Source organism: Amycolatopsis sp. NPDC059657, assembly GCF_042734395.1.
GTDB lineage: Bacteria > Actinomycetota > Actinomycetes > Mycobacteriales > Pseudonocardiaceae > Amycolatopsis.
Genome location: NZ_JBHWEB010000084.1, coordinates 1 through 19,733, shown reverse-complemented (window position 1 = coordinate 19,733; position 19,733 = coordinate 1). Strand labels below are relative to the sequence as shown.

Here is a 19,733-nt window from a genome sequence, read left to right as displayed (position 1 = left end):
ACGCGTGCAGGGAACGCGGACACGCCAACGGACCTTCGAGATCCCGGGCGTGTCCGCGCCCTGTGTACGCGTGTCCACCTGCTGTGTACGCGTGTCTGCCCCTCCTGCACGGCAGCCACGCCGGACAAAGCCCGACCCACGCCACGTTTGCCCTTCCGCTCGATAGATCGTTCCAAGGTGAGCCTTGTAACGTAGGTGAGTGAAGGAAAAGCGGCTGCTCACCGACGCTGAACTCGCACTGTCCTCTGTGGTCGCCAACAACGTGATGAACCGCCTCCGCGGCCTCGCGGGCGTCAACAGCTATACCAAGGAGCTGGGCTTCGACCCGGTCGCGTTCCTTGCCGCGCGGCCGGATGCCGCCTGGCTCGACCTCTGTTGCGGCAGCGGCAACGCGCTCCTGCAGGCGGCGGCCGTGCTGCCCGGCGTCCGCATCGTCGGGGTCGATCTCGTCGGCTACTTCGCGCCGCCTCCGCACCACGGAGTGGAATTCGTCGAGTCTTCGGTCACCGAGTGGGAACCGCCGTGCACGTTCGACCTGATCACGTGCGTACATGGCTTGCACTACGTCGGCGACAAGCTCGGCCTGCTCGCCAAGGCCGCGTCCTGGCTGACCGAGGACGGCAGGTTCGCCGCCGACCTCGATCTTGCCTCGATCCGGCGGGAGGACGGGCGCCCGGCGGGCCGGAAACTGGCGGCCGAGCTGAGCGCGGCGGGGTTCGAGTACGACGGCAGGCGGCGCCGGGTCGGCTGTAACGGCCGCAGGGAGGCGAGGCCGCCCTACACTTACCTGGGTGCCGACGCCGAAGCCGGCCCGAACTACACGGGACAGCCCGCGGTGATGTCGTACTACCGGGATTGATTCGGGGCCTCGCGGCGTTGAGCCCGTAGTACGAGTGTGATCGATGAAGAGCAGGAGAACGTAGTGGCGCTGGATCCAGAGGAGCTGTACGAGGTGGACTCCGATGTCCCCGACCTGGACGGCGTCGTGCTCCTCCACCACTTCGACGGCTTCATGGACGCGGGTTCCGCCGGTGCGCTGGTGGCCGAGCACCTGCTCAGCGAGCTGGAGCACCGGGTGATCGCGCGGTTCGCCGTCGACAGCCTGATCGACTACCGGTCGCGCCGCCCGCCGATGACCTACGCGATCGACCACTGGGAGAGCTACGACGCGCCCGAGCTGGTCGTCCACCTGCTGCATGACGAGGACGGGGTGCCGTTCCTGCTGCTCACCGGCCCGGAGCCGGACCACGAGTGGGAGCGCTTCACCAAGGCCGTCCGCGCGCTGATCGAGCGCTGGGGCGTCCGGCTGACCGTCGGGTTCCACGGTATCCCGATGGGCGCGCCGCACACCCGCCCGCTCGGCGTGACCTCGCACGCCACCAGGGTCGACCTGGTCGGCGACCACCAGCCGCTGCCGAACCGGATGCAGGTGCCCGGCAGCGTGGCCGCGCTGATCGAGTTCCGGCTCGGTGAGGCCGGTCATGACGCCATGGGCTTCGCCGCGCACGTGCCGCACTACCTGGCGCAAGCCACGTACCCGGCCGCCGCCGTGCTGGTGCTGGACTCGCTGGCCAAGGCCACCGGGCTGAACCTGCCGAGCGAGCCGCTGCGCGAGGCCGCCGCGACCGCGGACGCCGAGATCAACCGCCAGGTCGCCGAGTCCGACGAGGTCGCCGACGTGGTGCGCGCGCTGGAACGCCAGTACGACACGTTCGTCGAGGCGTCGAGCCGCAACAGCCTGCTGGCGGAGAGCGTCGAGCACATGCCGACCGCGGAGGAGCTGGGCAACCAGTTCGAGCGGTTCCTCGCCGAGCAGCAAGGGCCCGGCGACTCACCCGAGCGCTAGGCAAGCTCGGGGTCGTGAGTGTTTTGGCCGGTTAGAACCGGCCGTACCACTCACGACCCAAAGTCTCGGCCGACCCGCTAAACGTCCTTGGGCAGCAACGTCGGGTCGGTGAGCAGCGTGGTCTCCGGCTCGGCGGCGACGGCTTTGCGGCGGCGGTCGCGGAACAGCCAGCCGCCGATGATGCCGCCGACGAACCCGAAGCTGTGGCCCTGCCAGCTGACCTGTGCCTCACCGGGCAGCAGCGAGGTGAACTGGTAGGCGAAGCACAGCGCCATCACCAGCCCGATCACGATGTCGATGCGGTGCCGGTCGAACAGCCCGCGCACGATGATGTACCCGAAGTAGCCGAACACCATGCCGCTCGCGCCCGCCGTGACCGACATCGACGGCGAGAAGAACCAGACGCCGAGCCCGCTCGCGATGGCGATCAGCACGGTCACCGCGATGAACTTCTTCACCCCGCGGTAGGCGGCGAGGAAGCCGAAGATGAACAGCGGCCCGGAGTTGCCCTCGATGTGCGCCCAGCTGTTGTGGATGAACGGCGCGGTGAAGATCTCCGGCAGCGACCCGGGCTCACGCGCCTCGATGCCGTACTCACGCGTGAGGTCGTAGCCGTTCAGCGCGTTGAAGATCTGCACGGCCCAGATGATCGCCAGGAAGCCGACCATGACCCAGAGCGCCTTCTTTGCCTCCGCGATCATCTCCTCGGCGGTGCCTGGTCCTTCCCCGATGATGTCCACTTCCGGAGGATAACCGAGGGGGCCGACAAAACGGGCGTGTGAGAAGCTCAGGCCATGGCGAAACCCTCGACGCTGCAGGTCCGCAACGCCGCCGTGGCACTGGTCGCGGCCGGGATCGCGATCTGGAACCTGATCATCGGCGGGCCGTTCCTGGTGACGCTGTTCCTCGGGCTCGGTTGCGTGCTGGCGATCGCGTCGGCCTTCCTCAACCGCCCAGGTGCCTAAAGCAGGAAACGGAAGAGCGCGCTCGCCGGGTCGACCGTCTCGATGTGCAACGGGCTCGCCGCCATCCGCGTGAGCAGGCCGTCGAGGTCCGCCCTGGCGCCGATCTCGACGCCGACCAGCGCCGGGCCGGTTTCGCGGTTGTTGCGTTTCACGTACTCGAAGAGCGTGATGTCGTCGTCGGGCCCGAGCACGTAGTCGAGGAAGCGCCGCAGCATCCCCGGTTCCTGCGGGAAGTCGACCAGGAAGTAGTGCTTCAGTCCTTCGTGGACCAATGACCGTTCGAGGATCTCGCTGTACCGGCTGACGTCGTTGTTCCCGCCGGACAGCACGCAGACGGTCAGCGCGTCCGCCGGAAGCTCCCGTACGGCCGTGGTGGCCAGCGCGCCCGCGGGTTCCGCGATGATCCCGTCACGCTGGTACAGATCCAGCATCTCGACGCACACCGCGCCCGCCTCGACGGTGACGATCCGCGCGCCGCTGTCACGCACCAGCGGGAAGGTCACCGCGCCGACCTGGCGTACCGCGGCTCCGTCCACGAACGGATCGAGCTCGGTCAGCGCGACCGGCTCACCGGCCGCCAGCGCCGCCGTCATGCTCGCCGCGCCGGACGGCTCGACGCCGACCAGCGACACCTCCGGATGCCGGTACCCGAGCCACGCCGCCATCCCGGCCAGCAGCCCGCCGCCGCCGACCGGCACCACGATCCGGTCCGGCACCCGCCCGAGCTGGTCGACGATCTCGCAGGCCACCGTGCCCTGGCCCGCCACCGTGCGCGGGTCGTCGAACGCGGGCACCACCTGGGCGCCGGTCTTGTCGGCGAACTCCAGCGCCGCGGCCTGCGCGTCGTCGTACGCGTCGCCCTCGACGACGACCTCGACCCAGCTGCCGCCGATGGCCGCGATCCGCTCACGCTTCTGCCGCGGCGTCGTGCGCGGCAGATACACCCGCCCGTGGATCCTGAGCGCCGAGCAGGCGTACGCGACGCCCTGTGCGTGGTTGCCCGCGCTGGCGCAGACGACGCCTGCTTCGGAAACACCCAGCTGGGCCATCAGGTTGTAGGCGCCGCGCAGCTTGTACGACCGGACGGCCTGCAGGTCCTCGCGCTTGATCCAGACCTCGCCGCCGGTGTGAGCGGAGAGCCGTTCGTTGCGTTCGAGCGGGGTGCGCAGCGCGACGCCGTCGAGCCGGGCTCCGGCCTTTTCAACGTCGTCAGCGGTGGTCATCGACACCGAAGAAAGGGTACGCCGGGAAATTCGGATGCTCATCGACAGGTGCGTTGTTAGCCTCGGCGGGTTGGTCACCCGAGGACAGGAGTGTCGAATGCGCGTGGGAACGGAATGCCCCATCTCCTCTTCCGCGACCATCGCAAGGGCACTCCATGAAGACCTCGAACATCGGGATTCTCGCGCATGTTGACGCCGGGAAGACCAGCCTCACCGAACGCCTCCTCTTCCACGTAGGCGTCATCCCCGAACTGGGCAGTGTGGACGGTGGCAGCACCCAGACCGACACACTCGACCTGGAACGCCGCCGCGGCATCACCATCAGGGCCGCGGTCGTCTCGTTCACCGTCGGCGACCTCAAGGTCAACCTGATCGACACACCGGGCCACTCCGACTTCATCGCGGAGGTCGAACGGTCCCTTCGCGTGCTCGACGGCGTCGTGCTGGTGATTTCGGCCGTCGAAGGCGTACAGACGCAGACCCGCGTGCTCATGCGCACGCTGGCCAGGCTGAAGATCCCGACCCTGCTGTTCGTCAACAAGATCGACCGGATGGGCGCGGCGTACGACAGCCTGCTCGCGACGATCGCGCGCAAGCTCACGCCTGCCGCGGTCCCGATGGCGACGGTCAGCGGGCTCGGCACGCGCGACGCCAAGGTCCATCCGGATCCCGGGCGCGCGGCCGAGGTGCTCGCGGGCAACGACGACGCCTTCCTGGAGTCCTATTTGGAGGACCGGGCAGGGCAAGAGGAGACGCTGGCGGAACTCGCCGCGCAGACCGGGCGCGCACTGGTGCATCCGGTCTACTTCGGCTCGGCCATGACCGGTGAGGGTGTCCCGGAACTGCTCGAAGGCGTCCGGACGCTGCTGCCCGCCACCGCCGGGTCCGAAGAGGACGTTCTGCGCGCGACCGTTTTCAAGATCGACCGCGGGACGTCGGGTGAGAAGATCGCGTTCGCCAGGCTCTACGGCGGCGCGATCTCGGTGCGCGACCACGTCACGGCGTATCGCGGCGGGCTCGAGGTGGGCGCCGCGAAGGTCACCGCGATCGAGCCGGGCCGGGTCGTCGCCGGGGACATCGCCAAGCTGTGGGGACTCAAGGACGTCCGGATCGGGGACAGCCTCGGCAGCGCCGAGCCGGCGGGCGAACGGCCTCATTTCCGGCCGCCGACACTGGAAACCGTGGTACGCGCGGAGAATCCGGGCGCGCTGTACGCGGCGCTGACCGCGCTGGCGGAACAGGATCCGTTCATCCAGGCCCGCCGCGACGGCGAGCAGATCTCCGTCCGGCTGTACGGCGAGGTGCAGAAAGAGGTGCTCCAGTTCCAGCTGGCCGAGGAGTTCGGCCTGCCGGTGACCTTCGAGGAGACGCGGACGCTGCGGGTCGAACGGCTCGAGGGCACCGGCGCGGCGGTGCGGTTCATCGAACTGCGGGAGCGCGACGATCCTTACGCCACAGTAGGTTTGCGCGTCGAGCCTGGTCCGCCGGGCTCCGGGGTGCGTTACCGGCTGGAGGTCGAGCTGGGGTCGCTGCCGCGCGCGTTCCACACCGCGATCGAGGAGACGGTCCATGCGAGCCTGCTGCGCGGCCGTCACGGCTGGGAGGTGCTCGACTGTGTGGTCACGTTGACGCATACGGGGTATTTCAGCCCGATCACGACCGCGGGCGATTTCCGCGCGCTCACCCCGATCGTGCTGGCACTCGCGCTGGAAGAAGCCGGAACGAGGGTGTACGAGCCGATCGACGCCTTCGAATTGTCGGTGCCCTCCGATAACGTCAGTGCTGTCCTGGTTTGCCTGTCCGATGCCGGCGGGCGGACTCGTGAAGTAACTATCAGGGAGGACGATGCGACTCTCGAAGGGGTGATCCCGTCGAGCGGGGTGGTCGCGTTCGAACGGCGACTGCCTTCGCTCACGCGCGGGGAAGGCCTTCTCCTGCCCAGATTCGCCGGATTCGAACCTGTGCGGGACGAGGCAACCTGGCGCGGCCGGTGAACGTCATACAGGCGCAAGTACGACTGAGGGGAAACAAAATGGCTTATTCCGCTGGTTCCGCGAAAATCGATATCACGCCGCCGCTGACGATTCCTTATGTCGGCGGGCTCCCGAGGCACTCGCTGTTCGAAGGCGTGCACGACGAGCTGTACGCCCGCGCGGTCGCGATCACCGATGTCACGCCGAACAAGACGATCATCATGATCACGGTGGACGCGCTCGGCCTGAACAACGACATCCTCGGCCCGACAAGGGATTTCACCGCGGAGGTCCGCGCGAAGGTCACCACGGCGACGGGTGTGCCCGCCGCCAACATCATGCTGGCCAGCTCGCACGCGCACTCCACCCCGGAGACCGGCGACGTCCGCCACCTCTACACCGACCCTGCCAAGCTCACCTGGCTGGAGGGCCTGCGCGACAAGCTCGCCCAGGTCGCGGCGAACGCGTACGCGTCCAGGCAGACGGTCACCGCCAAGCACGTCCGCGGTGAGATCGAGCCGGGGAGCTTCGTCAAGAACCGTGACTCCGCCTTCTACCCGGCCGGTACCGCGCCGATCGACACGGAGATCGGCGTGCTCACGCTGGAGAACGCGGCGGGCACCTGGCGGACGGTGGTCGTCAACTTCGCGTGCCACCCGGTGATCATGCAGGTCAACCCGTACGTGTCGGCCGACTATCCCGGCGCGGCGGCGGCGTGGGTCGAGCGGAACGTGCCCGGCTTGGACGTCTGCCTGTTCCTGCAGGGCGCGGCGGGCAACATCAACCCGGACGACGACCCGTTGTGGGACGACCAGCGGTCCGCCTTCGACGAGCGGAACATGCCCAATTTAGCCGTCATCCGGGATTCGTTCGCGCACAACGAGCGGATCGGGCTGGCGCTCGGGATGACCGTCGCCGATCTGTCCAACGGGCTGCCGGGCAAGGCCGTCACCGGCCCGATCAGGGCGTACGCCGAGAAGATCAACGTCGCGTCGCGCCCGCTGCCCGCCCGTGGCCCGTACCAGGCGGAGTTCGACTTGCGGACCCAAGCCGTGCAGGACGCGATCAACAACGGCGCGAGCGAGGAGGAGATCGTCGCGCTGCGCAACGCCGCCCAGGAATACGAGGAGTACCTGGCGGCGATCGACCGCGGCACCGCGACGATCGACGCCGAGGTGCAGGGCCTGCGTTTCGGCAACGTCGCGTTCATGGGCATGCCGGGTGAGCCGTTCGTCGAGTTCGGCTTGCAGCTCAAGGCCTTGTCGAACACCAACCGCACGATCACGCCCGTCGGCTACGCCAACGACTATCTCGGCTACTTCATGCCGCAGGCGCTGTGGGACGCCGGGGTGTGGGAGTCGACGCTCGGCTGCCAAACCCGCATGGGCCGTGACGCGGGCGTCGCGATCTACAACAAGGCCGCCGCGCTGGTGACGAAGCTTTGGCAGAACGTGTAAATCGTTGTGGTGGCAGGGGATTCGCGTCCCCTGCCACCGCCTACAGATAGGGAAGGAGGATCTTCACCGCGTCGACGGTCGCGTAGCCGCGCCATTCCAGTGACGCGGCCGGTGATGCCGAGACGAAGTCGACGACCCAGCCGCCGTCGTCCTGCTGCAGCGCGGCCAGCCGTGCGAGATCGGCTTCGAGCACGTCGCGGGGCATGAGGGCGCGCAACGGTCCTTCGTGCCATGGGGAGAAGTCCAGCGGGCGCTGTGCTTCGCCGTCGACACCGCCTTCGACTGGGACGACCCAATCGTCCGGCAGGAAGCCGACCATGCGCTCGAGTTCGGCTTCGGCGCCGATCGCGTCGAGAAACCACAGCACGAAGCGGAATTCGATGGCGAAGCCCGTTTCGGTGCGCTCGGCGATCCGTGCGAGGCAATACTCGGTCGCCTTGCGCAGCCAGGGATGTCCGTTCATTCCGGCGCGGTGGGCGGCGCCCGTGACCGCGGCCGTCAACTGCAGGGACGACCGCGTCGAGTCCGCACTCGCCCACCATGGTGACGAACCGGCGGGCTGGGTGAGTGGCAGCGCGAACGGCAGGCCGCCGTCCGGCAACGTCACCTCGCCGAGCCAATCGCACAGCTCGGGCGCCGGCTCCCGGGTTTCCTCGAAGACCTCGAACGCGTGCAGCGCGCCCGCGATCTGGCTTTCGGGAGAACGCAGGTCCGGCTCCAGCCCCCAGCCGAAGCCGCCGTCGGAGTTCCGGTAAGCCATGACGGCCGCGAGCGCGCCGCTCGCGTCGCCCTGACCGGTGACCAGGTCGAAGCGGCGGCGGTCCAGCAAGCGGGCGTGCCCGGCCATGAACGCGGATGCTTGGTCCAGATCGATTTTCATGCGGCCATCGTGACCCGGATCGCGACCCCGCGGCTTGAACGAAACGGACACCCGCGGTTCAGTAGCCGACCGTGAACCGGGTCCGGCGGTGGCGGGGCCGTTCCGCCTCGTCGACCAGCGCGACCGCGAAGTCCTCCATGGAGATCGACGAAAGACCGTTCGCGTCGACGAGCAGGTCGTCCGCGCCGACGCGATAGCTCCCGGTCCTCGTGCCGGGTTCCAGCGAGGCGGGCGGGCTCAGATACGTCCAGTCCACTTCGGACGCTGACCGGCACACGGCCAGTTGTTCGTTGCAGGCCAACGCGATCTCCCGGATCTCGGCGGGAAAGTCCGGGGTGTCGGACAAGATGCCGCCGCCGGGCACGCGCAGGCTCGCGGCCCCGCCGACGAGCAGCAGGCGGCATTTCGTGCCTGCCAGCAAGGCTTTGGCGGCCGCTACGAGCTCGGGTCCGCTGCCCGGCGCCGGGCGGGTCGCGCTGATCAGCACGTCCTGGCCTTCGCTGAGCGCGGCCACGTCCTCGACGTTCGTGGCGTCGCCTGTGCGCAGCGCCGTACCCGGCTTCCGCCCGACGGGCGTCACCTCATGACCGCGCGATCGCGCTTCGGTCACCACTCGGCTCCCGACGCTGCCCGCCGCTCCGAACACTGTGATCCGCATGGTTCTCCTTCTTCTTGAGTGGGATTTGGGCCGCGACGAGCGCGCCGAGCACGATCACGGCGCCCAGCAGCTGGGCGGCGGTCAGGTTCTGGCCGAGCACGAGCCAGCCGACCGTGGTGGCGACCAGCGGGCTGAGCAGGCTCAGGAAGGTGACGCTGGTGGCGGACAGGCCGCGGATGCCACGGAACCACAACGCGTACGCGACGGCCGCGCCGGGAATCGCGAGGTAGGCGTAGCCGAGCACGTTTCCGGCGGTCAGCCCGGCAGGCGGCGGTCCCTCGACGAGCAGCGCGACCGGCAGCAGCACCAGCCCGCCCGCGACGAGCTGCCATCCGGTGGTCGCGAGCAGCGGCGCGGGTGAGGTCCAGCGCTTGCTGAGCACGACCCCGGTGGCCATCACGACCGCGCCGCCGAGTGCCGCCGCGACGCCGAGCGCGTCCAGTTTGGCGCCGGCGCGCAGCACCAGCAGGCTGACGCCGGTCACCCCCGCGATGCCCGCGATCGCGGTGCGCGGCGCGAGCCGTTCACCGAGCAGGCCGCTCGCGAGCACGGCCACGATCAGCGGCTGGATGGCGCCGACGGTCGCGGCGACTCCGCCGGGGAGCCGGTAGGCGGCGACGAACAGCAGCGCGAGGAACACTCCGATGTTGAGCGTGCCCAGCACGAGTGAACGCCACCACCACTGACCTCGCGGCAGCCTGCGGGTGAGCGCGACCAGCAGGAGGCCGACGGGCAGCGCGCGCACGAGCGCGGCGAACAGCGGCCGGTCCGGCGGCAGGAACTCGGTGGTGACCAGGTAGGTGGTGCCCCAGATGGCGGGCGCCAGCGCGGTGACGGCGATGAGGGCGATCCGGTTGCTTAGCACTAAGATAAAGTATCTTATCGCTAAGGTATCTTCCAGTGACTTACCTCACCGCTAAGGTATTCACATGGCAGATCACGTCGACTTCATCGTGAAGCAGTGGGCAGAGCAGCGTCCTGACGTGGACGTCTCGCCGATGGCCGTGATCGGGCGGCTGAAGCGGCTCTGGCAGCTGGTCGACGCGGAGCTGCGCAGCACCTTCAAGGAGCACGATCTCGACTCCGCGTCGTTCGACGTGCTCGCGACGCTCCGTCGTGGCGGAGCCCCGCTGAGCCCGACCGAGCTGATGAAGGCGTCGATGGTCACCTCGGGCGCCGTCACTCAGCGTCTCGACAAGCTGGAGGCCCGCGGCCTCGTCCGCCGCGCCGAGCGCGCGTCGGACGGCCGCGGCGTCCAGGTCGAGCTCACCCCCGAAGGCTTGGCGTTGATCGACCGGGCGCTGCCGGACCACCTCGCCACCGAGACGCGCCTGCTCTCGGCGCTGACCGAAGCCGAGTTCGACGACCTCGTCGGGACGCTGCGCAAGCTGCTGGAGTCGCTCGGCGACGTCAGCGGCTGACGACCAGCGACGACAGCCGCCAGGTGCCAGGGTCGGGTGCGCGCTCGGCCTCCTTGATCGCGAGCTCAGGGAAGCGCCGCAGCAACACGGTGAGCGCGACCTCCGTTTCGACCCGAGCCAGCGATGCGCCGAGGCAGAAATGCGGCCCGTGCGCGAACCCCAGGTGACCGGTCGTCCTGCTGGCGACCAGCCGATCCGGATCGGTGAACGCACGCGGATCGCGGTTGGCGGCGGCGATCACGGTCAGCACCGGCTCGCCCTTGGCGATCGTGGCGCCGGGTAGTTCGACGTCCTCGCTCGCGTAGCGCGGAATCGTCAGCAGTCCGGGCCCGTGCAGGCGGATCAGCTCGTCGACGGCGCCTGCCGGGTTCTCGTGGAACGCGGCGCGGTCGCCGGGGCTGGTCAGCAGGACTTCGATCGCGTTGGCGATCAGGTTCGTCGGTGTCTGCCCGGCGAGCACCAGATGCCAGACGAGCGTGACGAGCTCGGCGTCGCTGAGACGGTCGCCGTTCTCATCCTGGGCGCGGATGAGATCCGAGATCACGTCATCGCCCGGCTCGGCCCGCTTCCGCGCGACCGCTTCCTTGGCCCCGTCGAGGATGCCGGGGACGGCTTCGGCGAACTTCTGCCCGGCGCCCATGGCGACGGCCGCCCCGTATTCCCTCCACTGTGGACGGTCTGCCTCGTCGATCCCCACGAGTTCGCAGATCACGTCCATCGGCAGTGGCCGCGCGAACCCGGCCAGCAGATCCCCGCCGTCGAGCCCGTCGAGCAGCTTCTCGACGATCGGTTCGATCCGCGGCCGGAACTCGGCGGCTCGCCGTGGCGTGAACGCCGGCGCCACGAGCCGTCGCTGGCGGAGGTGTTCGCTCGGCGCCATCTCGCTCATGGTCCGCAGGAGCGGCAGGTATTCGGCGGGCACGTCGGGTCGCATGAAGCTGTCGGTGTTGATCTCGAATCGCGGGTCGACAAGCAGCCGCTTGGCGTCGTCGTACCTGGTCACGGCCCACATCGGGCCGAAGCCCGGCGCGCCGACCCGCGCCAGTGGCGCCTGCTCTCGGGCGCGGCCGTACGCGGTGAAGGGGTCACGCAGGACCTGCATGCCGGTCAGATCGATCTCGGGTACCACGGGACACTCCAAATGTTCAGATCAGATGTTCTCATCATCTCAATGGTGACGGTATCTTGATCCCGGACGTCAAGGCAAGGGAGAACGATGGCCCGGCTCACGAGGGCGGAGACGCAGGAGCGCAACCGCGCCAAGGTGCTGGCCGCCGCCAAGGACGAGTTCACCGAGCGCGGCTTCCGCGAGGCCAAGATCGACTCGATCGCCGAGCGCGCCGAACTCACGCGTGGCGCGGTCTACTCCAACTTCCCCGGCAAACGCGCCCTCTACTTCGCGGTGTTGGCCGAATACGCCCCCCGGCCACCCGTCCTGGAACCCGGCCTCACGGTCGCCGAAGCGCTCGGCGTCTTCGCCCGCGCCTGGGTCGGCAGGCTTCCGCTGGTCACCGATGGCCGCCACGCTTCGGCCCGCCTCGCGATGGATCTGCTCCCCGAGGTCATCGCCGACGAGCAGACCTGGGTTCCCTTCACGCAGTTGACAAAGCTCAACGCACTCCTGCTCGGCCTCTCGCTGGAATGCCTGAGTCCTGGTTCCGGCCGGCTTGTCCGCGTCGCCGAGTCGGCACTGACGGTCCTGCACGGCGCGAGCCAGCTGGCGGCCGCCGCGCCCGGTTTCACCGAGCCGTTCAACGTGGTCAGCGCGTGTGGCCGTCTCGCGGATCTCGACCTGGGCGACGAGTGGCTTCCGTCGGGCATGATCCCGCAGACGCGTGAGGTCGACGATCCCTGGCTTCCGCCCGCCGCCGTCGACGCGCTGCGGGATGAGCCCGTTTCCCTTGCCGGGGACGGAATCGTGGCGATACTCGGGCTGCACAGGGCTTCCGCCATCGAGGAGGCGGTGCGCGCGGCGCCGCCGGACGCGGAGATCACGGCCGTACTGGTGACCGGCGATCCGGGTGAGCTGATGCCGTTGGCGCGACTGACCATTTCGGACTTGTGCGCCTGCCTGCACCAAGCCGTCCCGCGGTCGGCTTGGCCACGCCTGCGGGTCGTGTGCGACGACGCCGGTGCCGTCGCGGCCGCCGCGGGGGTCCCTGCCATCAGTGATGCCACGGAAACAGCTGTTCAGGTCAAGGGCGGGCGCATTGTGGGGCGAGCCGACGGCTATGGGGCTTGCCATTACGTGGGCACCGCCGCTCAGCGGATATTCGATTAGTTCGACCAGCATCCACTGGCGGGTAGTCCGTTTTGCGTGGTTACTATCCAATGGCGGGTAAGTAGATCACTCCCTACTTTCGGCTCTTTGGCGTTTTCTGGAGTTTCCCCACACTTTCCGCACGGGTCACATCGGCTGGCCCTGGCGCGGAAGGTTTCCTTAAATGTCTTCGAAGTTTTTGGCCGTTTTCACGGCCGCATTCGCGACGTCTTCCCTTGTGGTCGGTGGCGCGGCGGCCACGGCCCAGACCGACCAGGTGAGCACCGACGCCGCCGGTCACGTGATCGCGGTCGAGCCTGCCGCTCCGGCCGCCGCGCCCACGGGTGCCACGACGGACTCTTCGGCGGCCGCCCGCTCCCACGCGCCGAAGCTGGCGAAGCAATTCCGTGTCACCGCAGGTGAACTTGCGCTGAGCGACGTGACCTCACTGCCGGGTGGCAGCGTCGCCAGGCTGCAGCAGAAGATCGACGGCGTTCCCGTCTACGGCGCGCAGATCGTGCAGGACCTCGACAAGAACGGCGCGCTGCTCGCCGCGGTCGGCAAGACCAGCCGGCGCACCACCGGCGCCTTCCCCGCCGACGCCGCCGCGGCACAGGCGTTCGCGAGCAAGGTCGCGCTCGACGCCGTCGCCAAGCGGGACAGCACTGCCAAGGGTTTGCGTGCCGGCGCGGCGCAGACCTATTGGTACGACGCGAGTCTCGGCGGCGAAGCGCAGGACGCCACCGCCGTCCCCGCGTACTTCGTGCCCGTCCGCGGCGCCGACCCGGAAGACAAGTGGACCGTCGTGGTCCGCGCGGAATCGGGCCAGGTGCAGACCGTCTGGGGCGAGGCCAAGCACGCGACCAACCGCGTGGTCTGCGACGCGAACCGCAAGATCGTCGACCTCGATGTGGCGACTGAGGCGGACATCCGCTGCGGCACCGGCCTCGCGTTCGGCGTCACCCGCAAGGAGGGCCAGGCGGCCGTCGCGGCGCAGGACGTCAACAAGGTCTACGACTACTTCGGTGCGGCGCAAGACTTCTACAGCCAGTACACCGGTTACGACCTGACCGCCAAGATCGGCGCGGACTTCGGCGACGGCCGGGGCAAGGCGCTGCGCGGCACCGTGCGCATGTGCGAGATCAGCACCGAAAGCGACGGTCTGCGCCACACGCAGTGCCCGTGGACCAACGCCTTCTGGGACGGTGAGCAGATGGCGTTCGGCGAGGGTGTGACCACAATGGACATCACGGGCCACGAACTCACCCACGGCGTCACCCAGCACACCTCGGGGCTCGACGGCGGCTACGCGGCTCAGCTGAACGAGGGTCTCTCCGACGTGTTCGGCAAGTTCATCGCGATCAAGGCGAACGACCCCAACGCCACCGGCGCGAACCGCTGGCTGCTCGGCGTCGGCTCCTCGCTCGGTCAGGTCCGTGACATGAAGACCCCGGCGAACTCCGGTGAAGGCCCCCACCCGGACCGCGTGAACGGCGCCTACTGGACCGGCCCGAACGCCGACCCGCACACCAACGCCGGTGTCGTCGGCAAGGCCGACTACCTGATCACCGACGGCGCCACCTTCAACGGCCAGACCATCCGCGGCATCGGCGAGAACAAGTCGATCGCGCTGTGGTGGAAGGTGGAGAACCTGCTCCGCCCGAACTCGACGTTCAAGGATCTCGGCATCGCACTGAACTCGGCGTGCACCACCAACGCCAAGACCGGTGTCGCGGGCACGACCGCCGCCGACTGCACCCAGGTCGCCAACGCGGTCAAGGCGACCCAGCTCAACATGGCTCCCTGACCCAGGCTTTCCCCGGCGTCGTGAGTGGTACGGCCGGTTCTAAGCGTTGAGAGTCAACTGACAACACCTTAGCACGCCTTCTACCTGCGGTAACCCGCCTAGCACGCCGCTAGCGGGTTACCGTGGATCGCATGATCAACAGGAGGGGACCCGCGCGGCCGATCCCGCGCGGGCGGCGCACGGAGTGGCTGGCGCTGGTCATCTTCGGCCTAGCCGCGTTCGTCCTGTGGCTGGTACTTGGGAATGCGTGGCCGTGGGCGCTGGCGTTGGGGGTGCCTGCCGTGGCCGCGATGATCGGCGAGCGGCGACCGGGCACACTCGCGGTCGGGTTCGCTCTGGCTGACGTGTGGTGGCTGCTCACGGTGCCGTGGTGGGGCTGGCTGCTCATCGTCGGCACAGCGTGTCTCACGGTCGGCCTGTGGCGGACGTGGGCGTGCTGGAAGACGCGGCATGCCGTTCCCGCGCTTCCGCCGGGGATTCAGCCGGGCGTGCCGCCAGAGGGCCCGAACGAGATCACGGCACCCATTCGGGCGATGTCCGGGCGCTGGAAGCTCGTGACCGCGTTCACCACCGGGGTGGTGCTGGTAGCGGGCGGCATTGTCGGCTGGCAACTGGAAGCGGCTGCGAAGGCGCGGCACGCGCAAGACCTGTTGAACGCCGCGCACGATGCGGCGCTACCGGGCATCCTGCCGCAGAGCGGGCCTGATCTCGTGTACTACCTCATCCGAGCGATCGCGGAACGCGAACCACGGAATTTCTGTTTCGCGGTAGATCCTCAGCCGGGCAGGGATTTCGCGTACGCGCACGGTGCGGACACCTGCGAGCAGGCGATCGACAATTTCTCGCGCCGGGTGCCGGACGGGGTCCGGTACCGCAACGCCACTTCGGTGATGGTCTTGCCGAGTGGCGCGGTCAAGCAGGACGGGAAACGTCAGATCGTGGACGCCTGCCACATCCGGGTAGACCCGCCGGACGCGGGACCTGACTCGTTCGGGATCTTCACGATGGACCAGCAGCGCGGGCGCGGCAGCAAGATCACCGGGTTCATGAAATGCCTGAACTAGGCTAGGGCCTGGCGGAACGCCCCGTGGTGGACGTTTCCCAGGTCGGTGAGCGGTCAGGAGATGCGGAGACCGGGTGTGCCAGAGCCCCAGGAGATTCCTGCCGAGTTGCGCGAGGGGGATTACAAAGTCGCAGCAAAGGCGGTGAGGGTCTGACCCAAGCGGATCGAGGCGTCGGCGATAAGGTGGATAGCGTCATCCCCGTCTTTGAGCGCGGCGTGTACTGCGCTGACATCCTGGGAGGTTCCTGTTGTCGCCTGATTAATTTGCTGGGTCAGTGTGAGCCACTCATTCAGAATCGGGGCCAGGCCGTTGTAGAATCTATCGTTCTGCGTGTTGAGATCGGCGATCTCAGCTTTTAGTTTCTCGACGCTCATCTATCCTGCTTCGGCGTGGATTTGATCACAGCGCTGGTCGCTCCAACACTCCTCTTTTCATTGTGTATTAACAAAAGCCCGATCGAAAAACTCGAAGTACTCATCCTCATCTGGGTACTCGTCAGGGTACTTGCGCCAGCGTTCCGGCAGTGGGCGCGGAGTCCCGAACTTTGGCCAGTAGGTATCCAGAACTCTCTGCGCGGACTCCCGATCGGCGGATGTCAGCGGCGCGCCCATCTCACGTTCCCGCGACAGTTGCAGAAAATCCCGATCAATGCCGGATTCTGACGCTGTCTCGTCCTGCATGGTCACGTCTCCCCCAGCGCTTGTGAATGCGAACAGGGTCAGATCGGGGTCCGGGTAGCGGAAGTTCAGCACCGCGCGCGTCACAAGCGTGCCCCGGTCAACGCCTAGCGCGTCCGCTAGCCGTACCGCCAATTCCAGTGACGTCAACGCTCGTTCCGACCGTTCGATGATGTAGAGCGTGCTCACCGAGATACCGACGTGCTTGGCGACCCGTTCTGCGGACAGGTTCTTTTTGCTGCGCTGCCAGCGAATCCATCCGCCGACCAGCCGCACGTCATCCTTGGGTTCCACGGTCTCGGCGTCGGTCACGACCAACCACCCCGCCGCGATTCGTAGTCCTTCAGAATCATCAGCGCGAGCACCACGCGGCCGATGCCGAGCGTGTCAGCCAATGCCGCCGTGGTTGCCAGAGACCCCAAAGGACTCTCGCGGGTCTCGATCGCTCCCAGTGTCCGCGCGCTGACACTCGACCGTGTAGCCAGTTCAGCCCGTGTCAGACCGCGAGATTCCCGCATCATGCGCAAGAAAACAGGTGCCTCCACCTTCGGCGCGAGCCTGCCTAAGATCATGTGGTGCGGGCCCCTGACGTCCGGCCCGTTCGGGAATATCCGCGCATCCATTCCGCTCACGTCTCCAATCCCTCACTGCTCACGCTGCCAACCCGACGCCCTTGGCGGGCAGCGGCGGACGCGATCAGCTCGCCTGCTTTCTCAACAATCCCTTGCAGAGCCGTGATGTGGTCGGTCAGTCGCTCGCATCCCAACTCGGTCAGTCGGACCGAGGTACGCCGATGGTCCTTGCCGTGACCACGCCGCGTCTGGACATAGCCCGCGTCACGTAGTCGCTTGATCTGCCCGGACATCGCCGACGGTGTCGTGTTGAACTCCTTGCACAGCAACGAGAAGTCACACCAGCGCATCTCAGCCAGCAGGCACACGATGAACAATCGTTGCCCTGGCAACAACAGTGGGTCAAGGTCGTGCGTGTGGCCGCTCATGAGCGCCGCTCAGGCTCGAACACCAGCCGCCATGCCTCATCGCGATGCAACCCAGCAGCCCGATACAAGGACATGGCCAGTTGCAACGTGAACCACGCCACCAGCGGCGTGCAGGTTTCGTCGTCAACCGGACGGCTCCCCGGATCTGGGCCGAGCGTCATTCCCAGCCGCCGCACCAAATCGGCGCGGTACCACACGTCCGGCTCAGCCGCCAGCAACCGCAGCAGATGCGACACCCCAGGGACAGCGACCAAATCTATCTCCGGTGTCTGCCAGATATCCCCGCGTAACAGAGCGCGGTCGGTCTCAGCGATCAGCCATGCGACAACGGCGCAGCGCATCCGATCCGGCAGATCCTTGCCGTCGATGCGGTGCGCAGCAACGGAACGGGCCGACTGCCAACGAGCGATCCGTTTCAGCGCGAACATTCGTTGCCGCGCCGAGACCGTGCGCGGCAGCACCACGTCTCGCCACATCAGGACCCGACGTGACGCCTTGTTGTACCGCTTCGCGGCCTGAGTCGACTCTGCCTCTGTCACTGATTCCCCTCGACCTGCGGCAACGACTTCGGAGTCCTTTTCAGACAGGGTTCGCACGGCATGCCCCCCGGCGCCGTCATCAACTCCAACTCGCCGTGACCGAACTCGGCATCGCACAACGCGGTGAGCGTGTCCGGTACCGATGCGTCCTGCGGGGGCACCTCGAACATGTGCACCACCCGCTTGGACTCGCCGACTACCCCAGGCAGTGCACGCGCAAGAAATAGCTCGTTCATCAGTCCGCGCCCCGCAGCGAGTGCCGTCCGGCGGGGACAGGCGTAGTCCCTGCGCCTGTCCCCGCCGGACTCATCCGACCGTCGCGCCTCACAGTCGGCCCTACGCCAGCAGTGGCCGAGCGGGGCAGCGGGGCGGCCGGGATCTCCGGTCCTGCAACCGGAGTCTCGGGGTGCCGGAACAACCGGCTAATCAAACCTGGCTTGCGGTGCCGACACGGACGCCTCAACCGCTGCTCAACAGTGGGCAGGCTCGCGCGGGCCGCCACGAACTTGCGGCAGCTCTGACACCGCCGTCCGGGCGGCAGCAGCGAGGACGCGATCACCAAGGAGTGACCGCACACCGATTCGTAGCGCCCCTCCCCGCGCTCGACGCCGCTAGCCATCTCCTCATCGGTCACGGCGTGGTCTTGGCCGTCGTCGTCACACCTGTGCCACGTCACGTAGAGACGCTTCACCCGAACGCTAATCTCACTCACTTCCAGTCACGCTCCTTCCTGCTCTGACCTGCGGTGACTTGATGTGGCAAACTGAGATCAGCTTTTCGTCAGCGCAACGTCCGCACCACGCCAGCCGGACGACACAACGGCGACATTTCGGAAAGGAGGCCGGACGCATGGAACGAGACGAGACCGGCCAGCGCGCGCCGCGAACGGTGCTCGAACAGCTCATCTGGGACCGTCGTCAGACACTCGACGAATTCGCGACGTACGCCGAGACCTTTGCTCGGAAGCACGGAGAAGTCGGCACGCTCAGCGCGAGGCACCTTGACCGCCTGATAGCGGGTCGTGCGGGACGTCCACGTCAGGCAACGATTCGCCTGCTCGAACGCATCTTCAGTGTTCCGATCGACGAGTTGCTGTCCGCGCCTCACAGCACGCAAGATCAGCGGGCGGGTGAAGGTGAGCTTCGGGACATGCTCCGCGCGTCGGCGAGAATCGATGCGGGCGTGCTCGGCCTGCTCTACGAGCAGTTGGACGCCACGCGACGACTAGACCGCCAACTCGGCGCGCTGGTCGCTCACGATGAGGTGGTCACAAAGACTCGGCAAGTGACGCGGCTGCTTGGGCACAGCCTGACGCCGGGGACCAGACGCGGTCTCGCTGCCCTGCTTTCCGAGCTGCGCACGCTTGCCGGGTGGCAGTCGCTCGACATCGGCAACCTGGCCGAGTCGTGGGAGCACTACGAGAACGGCAAGTCGGCCGCGAAGGAATCCGGCAACGCGGCGTTCGAGGTCCACACAGCCGCTGAGCAGGCATTTGTTCTGCTGGACTTGGGCGAGACCAATTCCGCGGTCGACCTCCTCTCGTCGACACGAACGCAAGCGAAACGCAGCACGGACCTGCTTCTCCGTGCCTGGCTTGCCGCCGCACACGGCGAAGCACTTGCGGCCGACGGGCAGCGGTCAGCCAGCTTGCGCGCGTTCGACCAAGCGGACACCTTGCTGCCGGAGCGGGCTTCCCGCGCGGACGGTCCCTATGTCGTGCTCGACTCCGTGCACCTCAGCCGTTGGCGCGGACACGCGCTCGCCCGGATCGGCGAGCCAGACGCGGTGGACGTACTCTCGTCAGCGCTCGACCGACTAGATCCCACGTACACGCGTGCAGAGACCGCGCTTCGGGTCGATCTTGGGATGTAACTAGTCAGGTGGTTGCTGGGTGTGTTGGTAGCCAGGGGTTTCCGGTGAGGGCGTCGCGGAGTGCGGTGAGTGTGTTGATGCCGTTTTTGCG

General features: G+C 67.7%; 21 protein-coding genes. 10 read left to right on the top strand and 11 right to left on the bottom strand.

Annotated elements, in window-relative coordinates; genetic code table 11:
* Positions 1-199: 199 nt before the first annotated feature.
* On the top strand, positions 200-859 hold the full coding sequence (locus ACFV15_RS33840) for a class I SAM-dependent methyltransferase (protein WP_378355580.1): 660 nt from the start codon (positions 200-202) through the stop codon (positions 857-859).
* A 63-nt stretch (positions 860-922) separates the two neighbouring features.
* Positions 923-1,846, top strand: coding sequence for a proteasome assembly chaperone family protein (locus ACFV15_RS33835; protein ID WP_378355578.1), 924 nt, complete (start codon positions 923-925; stop codon positions 1,844-1,846).
* A gap of 77 nt (positions 1,847-1,923) precedes the next feature.
* Here the strand turns inward: ACFV15_RS33835 and ACFV15_RS33830 are convergent, their stop codons facing one another.
* A complete protein-coding gene (locus ACFV15_RS33830) occupies positions 1,924-2,577 on the bottom strand; it encodes a rhomboid family intramembrane serine protease (protein WP_378355618.1) in 654 nt (217 codons plus the stop codon).
* A 63-nt stretch (positions 2,578-2,640) separates the two neighbouring features.
* Here ACFV15_RS33830 and ACFV15_RS33825 point away from each other — a divergent pair, with 63 nt between their 5' ends.
* Positions 2,641-2,811 carry a hypothetical protein gene (locus tag ACFV15_RS33825; protein WP_378355576.1) on the top strand — a complete coding sequence of 57 codons (171 nt, stop codon included), beginning with the start codon at positions 2,641-2,643 and terminating at the stop codon, positions 2,809-2,811.
* Here the strand turns inward: ACFV15_RS33825 and ilvA are convergent.
* Positions 2,808-4,034 carry a threonine ammonia-lyase IlvA gene (gene ilvA / locus ACFV15_RS33820; RefSeq protein WP_378355617.1) on the bottom strand — a complete coding sequence of 409 codons (1,227 nt, stop codon included), beginning with the start codon at positions 4,032-4,034 and terminating at the stop codon, positions 2,808-2,810. The genes ACFV15_RS33825 and ilvA overlap by 4 nt on opposite strands.
* 155 nt (positions 4,035-4,189) lie before the next feature.
* On the opposite strand from ilvA, the gene ACFV15_RS33815 reads away from it, so the two are divergent.
* Positions 4,190-6,028, top strand: coding sequence for a GTP-binding protein (locus tag ACFV15_RS33815; RefSeq protein ID WP_378355575.1), 1,839 nt, complete (start codon positions 4,190-4,192; stop codon positions 6,026-6,028).
* Between the two features lie 38 nt (positions 6,029-6,066).
* The gene (locus tag ACFV15_RS33810; RefSeq protein ID WP_378355574.1) at positions 6,067-7,464 is read left to right on the top strand and encodes a neutral/alkaline non-lysosomal ceramidase N-terminal domain-containing protein; all 1,398 of its coding nucleotides are present in this window, start codon (positions 6,067-6,069) and stop codon (positions 7,462-7,464) included.
* A gap of 40 nt (positions 7,465-7,504) precedes the next feature.
* Here the strand turns inward: ACFV15_RS33810 and ACFV15_RS33805 are convergent, their stop codons facing one another.
* Genes ACFV15_RS33805 through ACFV15_RS33795 form a run of 3 tightly spaced genes read right to left on the bottom strand, consistent with a single transcriptional unit; the run spans position 7,505 to position 9,867 of the window.
* The gene (locus ACFV15_RS33805; protein ID WP_378355572.1) at positions 7,505-8,344 is read right to left on the bottom strand and encodes a hypothetical protein; all 840 of its coding nucleotides are present in this window, start codon (positions 8,342-8,344) and stop codon (positions 7,505-7,507) included.
* Positions 8,345-8,402: 58 nt separating this feature from the next.
* The gene (locus ACFV15_RS33800) at positions 8,403-8,954 is read right to left on the bottom strand and encodes an NAD(P)-dependent oxidoreductase (protein ID WP_378355570.1); all 552 of its coding nucleotides are present in this window, start codon (positions 8,952-8,954) and stop codon (positions 8,403-8,405) included.
* The gene (locus ACFV15_RS33795; protein WP_378355568.1) at positions 8,926-9,867 is read right to left on the bottom strand and encodes an EamA family transporter; all 942 of its coding nucleotides are present in this window, start codon (positions 9,865-9,867) and stop codon (positions 8,926-8,928) included. Before ACFV15_RS33795 ends, ACFV15_RS33800 begins: the two co-directional genes overlap by 29 nt.
* 64 nt (positions 9,868-9,931) lie before the next feature.
* Between ACFV15_RS33795 and ACFV15_RS33790 the strand changes: the two genes are divergently transcribed.
* Positions 9,932-10,423, top strand: coding sequence for a MarR family winged helix-turn-helix transcriptional regulator (locus ACFV15_RS33790; RefSeq protein ID WP_378355566.1), 492 nt, complete (start codon positions 9,932-9,934; stop codon positions 10,421-10,423).
* Here the strand turns inward: ACFV15_RS33790 and ACFV15_RS33785 are convergent.
* Positions 10,413-11,552 (bottom strand): cytochrome P450, encoded by a 1,140-nt coding sequence (locus tag ACFV15_RS33785; RefSeq protein ID WP_378355564.1) that lies wholly within the window; start codon positions 11,550-11,552, stop codon positions 10,413-10,415. The two genes, ACFV15_RS33790 and ACFV15_RS33785, sit on opposite strands and share 11 nt — an antisense overlap.
* 87 nt (positions 11,553-11,639) lie before the next feature.
* On the opposite strand from ACFV15_RS33785, the gene ACFV15_RS33780 reads away from it, so the two are divergent.
* The 3 genes from ACFV15_RS33780 to ACFV15_RS33770 all read left to right on the top strand — a co-directional run bounded on the left by ACFV15_RS33780 (position 11,640) and on the right by ACFV15_RS33770 (position 15,554).
* A complete protein-coding gene (locus tag ACFV15_RS33780; protein WP_378355563.1) occupies positions 11,640-12,704 on the top strand; it encodes a TetR/AcrR family transcriptional regulator in 1,065 nt (354 codons plus the stop codon).
* Between the two features lie 163 nt (positions 12,705-12,867).
* Positions 12,868-14,490, top strand: a complete 1,623-nt coding sequence (locus tag ACFV15_RS33775; protein ID WP_378355561.1) for a M4 family metallopeptidase — start codon at positions 12,868-12,870, stop codon at positions 14,488-14,490.
* A 131-nt stretch (positions 14,491-14,621) separates the two neighbouring features.
* Positions 14,622-15,554, top strand: a complete 933-nt coding sequence (locus ACFV15_RS33770) for a hypothetical protein (protein ID WP_378355560.1) — start codon at positions 14,622-14,624, stop codon at positions 15,552-15,554.
* A 119-nt stretch (positions 15,555-15,673) separates the two neighbouring features.
* On the opposite strand, the gene ACFV15_RS33765 is transcribed toward ACFV15_RS33770, so the two are convergent.
* The 5 genes from ACFV15_RS33765 to ACFV15_RS33745 are packed head-to-tail and all read right to left on the bottom strand — an operon-like array spanning position 15,674 to position 17,770.
* Entirely contained in the window at positions 15,674-15,928 is a 255-nt protein-coding gene (locus ACFV15_RS33765; RefSeq protein ID WP_378355558.1) for a hypothetical protein, read from the bottom strand.
* Positions 15,929-15,985: 57 nt separating this feature from the next.
* Positions 15,986-16,543, bottom strand: a complete 558-nt coding sequence (locus ACFV15_RS33760) for a helix-turn-helix domain-containing protein (protein WP_378355556.1) — start codon at positions 16,541-16,543, stop codon at positions 15,986-15,988.
* A complete protein-coding gene (locus ACFV15_RS33755) occupies positions 16,540-16,854 on the bottom strand; it encodes a helix-turn-helix domain-containing protein (RefSeq protein WP_378355615.1) in 315 nt (104 codons plus the stop codon). Before ACFV15_RS33755 ends, ACFV15_RS33760 begins: the two co-directional genes overlap by 4 nt.
* A 5-nt stretch (positions 16,855-16,859) precedes the next feature.
* A complete protein-coding gene (locus ACFV15_RS33750) occupies positions 16,860-17,231 on the bottom strand; it encodes a transcriptional regulator (protein WP_378355554.1) in 372 nt (123 codons plus the stop codon).
* A complete protein-coding gene (locus tag ACFV15_RS33745) occupies positions 17,228-17,770 on the bottom strand; it encodes a hypothetical protein (RefSeq protein ID WP_378355553.1) in 543 nt (180 codons plus the stop codon). Before ACFV15_RS33745 ends, ACFV15_RS33750 begins: the two co-directional genes overlap by 4 nt.
* Positions 17,771-18,523: 753 nt before the next feature.
* On the opposite strand from ACFV15_RS33745, the gene ACFV15_RS33740 reads away from it, so the two are divergent.
* Positions 18,524-19,642 carry a hypothetical protein gene (locus tag ACFV15_RS33740; protein ID WP_378355552.1) on the top strand — a complete coding sequence of 373 codons (1,119 nt, stop codon included), beginning with the start codon at positions 18,524-18,526 and terminating at the stop codon, positions 19,640-19,642.
* The last annotated feature ends 91 nt before the right edge of the window (positions 19,643-19,733 follow it).